Origin of the sequence: Pyxidicoccus fallax, from assembly GCF_012933655.1 — a bacterium.
Classification (GTDB): domain Bacteria; phylum Myxococcota; class Myxococcia; order Myxococcales; family Myxococcaceae; genus Myxococcus; species Myxococcus fallax.
Genome location: NZ_JABBJJ010000531.1, coordinates 1 through 5,714 on the forward strand (window position 1 = coordinate 1; position 5,714 = coordinate 5,714).

General features: G+C 67.2%; 6 protein-coding genes. 3 read left to right on the top strand and 3 right to left on the bottom strand.

Translation table 11 applies throughout. The features are described 5' to 3' along the window. The first annotated feature begins 549 nt into the window (after positions 1-549). Both HG543_RS56930 and HG543_RS56705 read left to right on the top strand, forming a co-directional pair. Entirely contained in the window at positions 550-1,188 is a 639-nt protein-coding gene (locus HG543_RS56930) for a DUF1266 domain-containing protein (RefSeq protein WP_169352211.1), read from the top strand. 423 nt (positions 1,189-1,611) lie between these two features. After that, on the top strand, positions 1,612-2,826 hold the full coding sequence (locus tag HG543_RS56705) for a M57 family metalloprotease (protein WP_169352212.1): 1,215 nt from the start codon (positions 1,612-1,614) through the stop codon (positions 2,824-2,826). Positions 2,827-2,912: 86 nt separating this feature from the next. Here HG543_RS56705 and HG543_RS50845 read toward each other — a convergent pair whose 3' ends face one another. After that, the gene (locus HG543_RS50845; RefSeq protein WP_169352213.1) at positions 2,913-4,328 is read right to left on the bottom strand and encodes a carotenoid oxygenase family protein; all 1,416 of its coding nucleotides are present in this window, start codon (positions 4,326-4,328) and stop codon (positions 2,913-2,915) included. 11 nt (positions 4,329-4,339) lie between these two features. Next, a complete protein-coding gene (locus HG543_RS50850) occupies positions 4,340-4,750 on the bottom strand; it encodes a DUF2141 domain-containing protein (protein ID WP_169352214.1) in 411 nt (136 codons plus the stop codon). Between the two features lie 189 nt (positions 4,751-4,939). Here HG543_RS50850 and HG543_RS50855 point away from each other — a divergent pair, with 189 nt between their 5' ends. Further along, complete coding sequence (locus HG543_RS50855; protein WP_169352215.1) at positions 4,940-5,293, top strand: VOC family protein; 354 nt, start codon at positions 4,940-4,942, stop codon at positions 5,291-5,293. 32 nt (positions 5,294-5,325) lie between these two features. Here HG543_RS50855 and HG543_RS50860 read toward each other — a convergent pair. Beyond that, on the bottom strand, positions 5,326-5,714 hold a 389-nt coding region (locus tag HG543_RS50860; protein ID WP_169352216.1), incomplete at its 5' end, for a multicopper oxidase domain-containing protein.

A 5,714-nucleotide genomic window follows, 5' to 3' on the forward strand; every position in this document is an offset into this window, starting at 1 on the left:
GGCCACCGCCCTCGCTGGAGGAATCATTCCTCCACGACGACCCTTCTACCGGAGGGGACTGACATGCCAGGGAGGATGGGGCCCGCGCCCGGGGACGACGTGGCAGGTCCTCCGGCTTCATGCACTTCGTTCCCGCCACCGAGGGCCGAGGGTAGGGGCAGCCACGAGCGCGCGGGCTCGGGAGTGACGGGAGGGCATCGAGTGTCCCCAGCCCGTGCGCCCTCGATGCATGGGGCGGAAGGGAGCGAGATCGCGGCCCATGAGAGAAGCCGCGGTTGGAGTCACTCGGGGGCGCGGAATGAAGTCCTCATCGCAACGATGGCCGCGAAGGGCACCTGGCTCCACGCTCACGACGAGGGAGGGCACCTCCGATGCAACAACGACTCGCGCCCCGGATCCGTCGCCGAGCCGCGCGCCCGGACAGGGCGAGACATATCCAGGATTCATCCCTGGCGCGCACTCCCGAAATTCAAAAGATAAATGCCCCTGCCAGATTCGAACGGCACCGGCGTCATCCCGGCGGGTTGGATTCATTGAGGGGGTGAGAGCGTGTTCAAGCAGTTGTTCGCGAACCTGAAGGGCATGTTCGACCGGCGTCGCAAGGGCCCCGAGAGCGAAATCGAGAAGCTGGGCGTCCTGATGGGCGCCGTCTACTACGAGGAGAACGACCGGCTCCAGGAGGCCGAGGAGATCTCCGGAAGCCAGTTCGAGGAGAACCCCGACTTCGCCTCCTGGGACGCGGAGGCTCGGGAAGAGCTCCGCAATGAGCTGGCCGGCTACTTCGGCGACCTCGACATGGAGATGTACGGCGAGCAGTTCGAGAGCTCCGCGCGCACGGCCCTCGCGGACGCCTGGGGAGTAACAGACAAGGAGTCCGCGCTGAAGGTGCTCCGGTGGCTGCGGGAGCAGGGACATCAAGGGTATTACAAGCAGCTCCTGGCGCATGGCGCCCAGGCGGAGCAGGTCACCGCCAGGGCCGCGCTGGAAATCGCGAACAAGCTCGCGGGCCTTGCTCCGAACGAGACGCTGCGTCCGGACCCCTCCGGCCTGAATGGACAGCTCCAGCTCGCGCGGAAGATCCACCAGCAGCTGCCCAGGCTGGGACTGGTGGCCTGGGATGCCGCCCGCGTGGTGCAGGTGGCCCGCCTCGGGTTCATGGCCGGCTACCTCACGGACGAGGAGTCCTGAGCTGAAATCTCGAAGACCGCGGAGAAGGTCCGGACCGGCGTGAGGGATTGGAACGAGTTGAGCGGCGAGGCGGATGCTTCCCTGAAGCAGACCACCCACCGTCTCCTGAGCCACCGCTTGAGCCCGTGGCGCTACAATCCCTGGCACCCGGGCCCACGCTAGAGGCTGTCCCTGATTAACGCAGCCAGAGAAGCATGGATGCAACATACAGGACGGCGAGGTCGCTGGTCGCCATCTTGTCGTAGCGGGTGGCGACAGGGACAGCCCCTCGCCTGCTCCAGGCATTAGCGGCTTACTGCCCTATGTGGTTTCACCAGTTTTTCTGGTAAGACCCTGCCATTCGGCGACATTGGCACCTGTCGCCGGAAGGCGCATCGCGCGCCGACTGCGTCGGAAGATGCAAGGCCCACCGAAAGAGAACCCATGTTTGCAAGAAGTCTTGTATTGGCGGCAGGATGCATTGCCCTGATGTCCGGGTGCGCCGAGCCGCTCGATGACGAAACGCAGGAGATCGTCGGCAACCTGGTCAAGGCCGGCTTCCCGGCCGACGACATCATGGTCGTCGACGGAAAGGTCTACGTCGGGCGGGACGCCGAGGTGACCCTGGCCGCCTCGCGCGAGATGATCGAGCCCGGCAAGGCCACCGAGGAGCAGTACCGCACCAACAACCTCATCAGCGCGTCGCTGACGAAGATCTGCGTTGACGGTTCGAGTTTCACCGGCGCGTTCAGCACGGCGCTCGACCTGGCCATCCAGAACTACGACGAGCTGCCGCTCACCTTCGCCATGGCGCGCACGCCGAGCACCGACTGCAGCTACACCATCAATGCGGTCATCCAGCCGGGCGTGGTCGGAGGCTCCGCCGGATTCCCCTCGAGCGGGCTGCCGTACCACACCATCAACATCGGCGGCGGGCTCTCCTCCTACAGCGTCGACGTCATCGAGCACGTCATCACGCACGAGCTTGGTCACACCATCGGCTTCCGCCACTCGGACTACTACAACCGCAGCATCAGCTGCGGCAGCGGCGGCAACGAGGGTGACGCGGGCGTCGGCGCCATCCACATCCCGGGCACGCCGACCACGGCCGTCGTCGGCGGCTCGCTCATGAACTCCTGCTTCCGCTCGGTCGAGACGGGCGAGTTCGCCGCCAGCGACATCACCGCGCTGACGGCGCTGTACTCACCAGGAGTGCAAAATGAGTTCTACTATGTCAGAGCAAAACACAGCAACAAGTGTCTTCACGTTCACGGCGGGGGCTTTACCAATGGCGACAGCATAACGCAGTGGGATTGTCTCTATGACGCCCATAACACGCAGTGGGCGATTGCCCCTGTGGCTGCAGGCAGTCAATATTATTATATCACCTCAAGACGCAGCGGAAAGTGTGCGCACGTCCATGGTGGGGTGTACGGGAATGGAGCAGGAATAACGCAGTGGACATGTCTTGCTGATGCCTATAACACCCAGTGGGAGCTGATTGACTCTGGAGATCCGGGGTATTTCTACATGCGCTCCAGGGCCACCGGACAGTGTGCTCAGGTGAATGGTGGGTCTTTGAGCAATGGTGGCAGCATCTCTCAGTGGGATTGCATGTCTTCACCCCATATGCTGTGGAAGATGGAGCGCGTCTGGTGAGACGATAGAAGCATCGAGGCGACGTGCAGGACGGCGAGGTAGCGGGTCGCCGTCTTGCTTTCCTCAGAGGAGCTCAGGGCCAGTCCCTAGGCCTTCACGAACGTACCGTGGAAGCCCAGCGGCAGCGCGCGCGGCAGCACCGCCATGGCCACGGGGCCATCCTCCAGGTGCTCCGCGTCGAAGGCGGCCACGCGCGTCTCGGCCCGGACACAGTCGAGCGACGTCCCCACCAGCCAGCCCTGCCCCTCGCGCGAGCCCGAGGGCACGAACAGGTGCTCCTCCGGAATGACGCCCGGCCCGTAGTCGAAGCGCTGCACCCGGCCGGACTCCACGTCCACGCGCCCGATGGCTCCGCCGTGAGGCCGCGACGCGTCCGTGTCCTCCAGCGTCACGAAGTGCACGCGCGCACGCCGTCCCAGGAAGCGCGCGTCCACCACGGGGAACTCCGCGCCGTGCGAGGTGGGCGTCACGCGTCCCCTGCCCTCCCCCAGCGGTATCTCCATCTCCGCCAGCCGCGCGTGCTTCACGCCCGCCGCGCGTCCGCGCGCCGTGGTGGCGACGTCCGCGTGCATGAACTGCGCGTCCTCGTACCAGCACCCGTACGCGCGCACACGGTCGCCGTCCTCCCAGGCGTGGCCCAGGTGGAACACGAAGCCGGCGGGAAGCTCGCGCACCGAGACGCGCGTGAGGTCCGTCTTGTCCACCAGCAGCGCCGCCGTGCCGCGCGAGGGCTGCCACGCCTCGGCGTCGAACCACGTGACACCCCGCTCGCCATCCCACACGAGCGGCGCGAGCAGCAGCACCAGGTGGCGCTCGGTCTGCGTGAACGCGTGCGCGTAGCCGGGAAAGGGCGTGGGCAGGTGCGACCACCGCAGCAGGCGCCCGTCCGCGTCGAAGTGGTAGAGCAGCAGCAGCCCCTGCTCGCTGGCATACGGTGCGAGCCCGAAGTTCCAGTAGCTCCCATCGCGCTCCGGCAGCGGGTGCGCGGAGAACGGCAGCGACGCGAGCTCCGGAGCCCACTCCTTGGGCCCACGCGTCTCCAGCGTCCGCGGGTCCAGCCGGTACGCGGACCCCGCCTCGCAGAGGGCCAGCAGGTCTCCGCCCGCGGCGAGCACGGAGGTGTTGGCGGGGTTGAACGCCTCGTTGCCGCGCACGCGCTCGCCTCGGTAGAGGGGCGTCTGCACGAAGCGGCCGTGGTGCGTCACGCCCCCCGGGCCGATGCGGAACGCCTGCACCATGCCGTCGCCCATGAACCAGTGCGACACCCGCTTGCCGTCGTGTTCCAGGCGCGCGGGGCCGTTGCGGTACAGCGTGCCTTGCAGCAATTCGGGGAAGCGCCCGCGCACGCGCGCGGCCACGGGCTCCAGCGTGTCCACCGTCGAGGAGCGCCAGCCCAGCCCCCAGTCCGGAGTGGCGGCGGAGGTGGAGCTGGAGGGCCTCGGGCCCACGCAGCCGGCGAGCAGCGCGGCGGCCATGCCTTGCAAAAGGGAGCGGCGGTCCATGGTGGCCTCCCTCAGAACACGAGGATGTCGAGGGTGGTGCCGTCGGGGACGAGCGTGAACTTCGCCTCGTCGAACTTCGGCTTGCCGCGCGCGCCCACGTTGTTGCTGAAGCCGTAGCCCTCCTTGGGGATGCCGATGAAGTTGGTGTCCAGCTTGCCGTTGCCATTGGCGTCGTGGAACAGGCTCACCGCGTAGGTGCCGGGGGCGAGGTCCGGGAAGGTGACGGTGAGCCTGGGCCCCGTCACCTCCACGGTCCGCACGGCCGCGGGCTTGCCCTTGCCGTCGAACGCCGCGGCATCCGCCGCGACGGCGATGTGGACGTGGCCCTTCGCCTCGCGCAGGCCTTCGAGACTCAGGATGAGGGTGGCGGCCTCGGCGCTGGCGCCGAGGAGGAGTGCGGGAAGAAGGAGCTTCAGGTTCATGGCGCATCGCCTCGCGGGTGTTGCGTGGATGCGAGGCAAGATGGCGGAGCCCGTGCACATGCGCATGTGCCGGAAGTCACGTCCCCCTCTTTCGCGCGAGGGAGGCTCCTCGCCGGGTCCAGGTGGATGGGCTGGCGTGTCCGTTTCGTTCAAGACACGAAGGCCTCGGAGCACTATCTAGAGACCTCCATGAGTCCTGCCCCTGTTCTGCGCATCGATTACATCGAGCTGCCCACCACGGACCTGGCCGCCAGCAAGCATTTCTACGGCGCCGCCTTCGGCTGGAGCTTCACGGACTACGGCCCCAGGTACACGAGCTTCGAGGATGGCCGGCTGTCGGGTGGGTTCACCACCGAGACGAAGCCGGCCACCGGGGGAGGTCCGCTCGTCATCCTCTTCGCGGCGGACCTCGAGGCGGCCCAGGCCAAGGTGGAGGCGGCGGGCGGGCGCATCGTCCGGCCCCTCTTCTCGTTCCCCGGCGGCCGGCGCTTCCACTTCGCGGACCCCAGCGGCAACGTGCTGGCCGTCTGGTCGGACTCCTGAGCCGCGCCTCCAGACCGCCTCGGCGCCCCGCCTCAGTGGTGCGGCTCGGGAGGGTCATCGACGTGGTCGTGCGCCAGTCTCGGCGCCACGATTTCCATCGTCTCCGCCATGCCGAGGTCCGCGTGCACCAGGATGTGGCAGTGGACCATGAACACCCCGACGTAGCGCTGGTAGCGGGTGCGCAGCGTCATGCTCTGGAGGGGGGCCAGGTTGAGGGTGTCCTTCCAGACGACTCTCCCGTCCGCGCGTTTGAACATGAACGGGTTGACGTGGATGTGGAAGGGATGGTCCAGGTCCCGTGAGGAGACGTGCCACTCCTCCACGGCTTCCAGCTTGAGCTTGCGCGGCGGGGCGTGGGGGTCGAACTCCTTGCCGTTGATGAGGAACCTGGGAGGCGGCTGGCCCGGTTGGGGGATGGGGT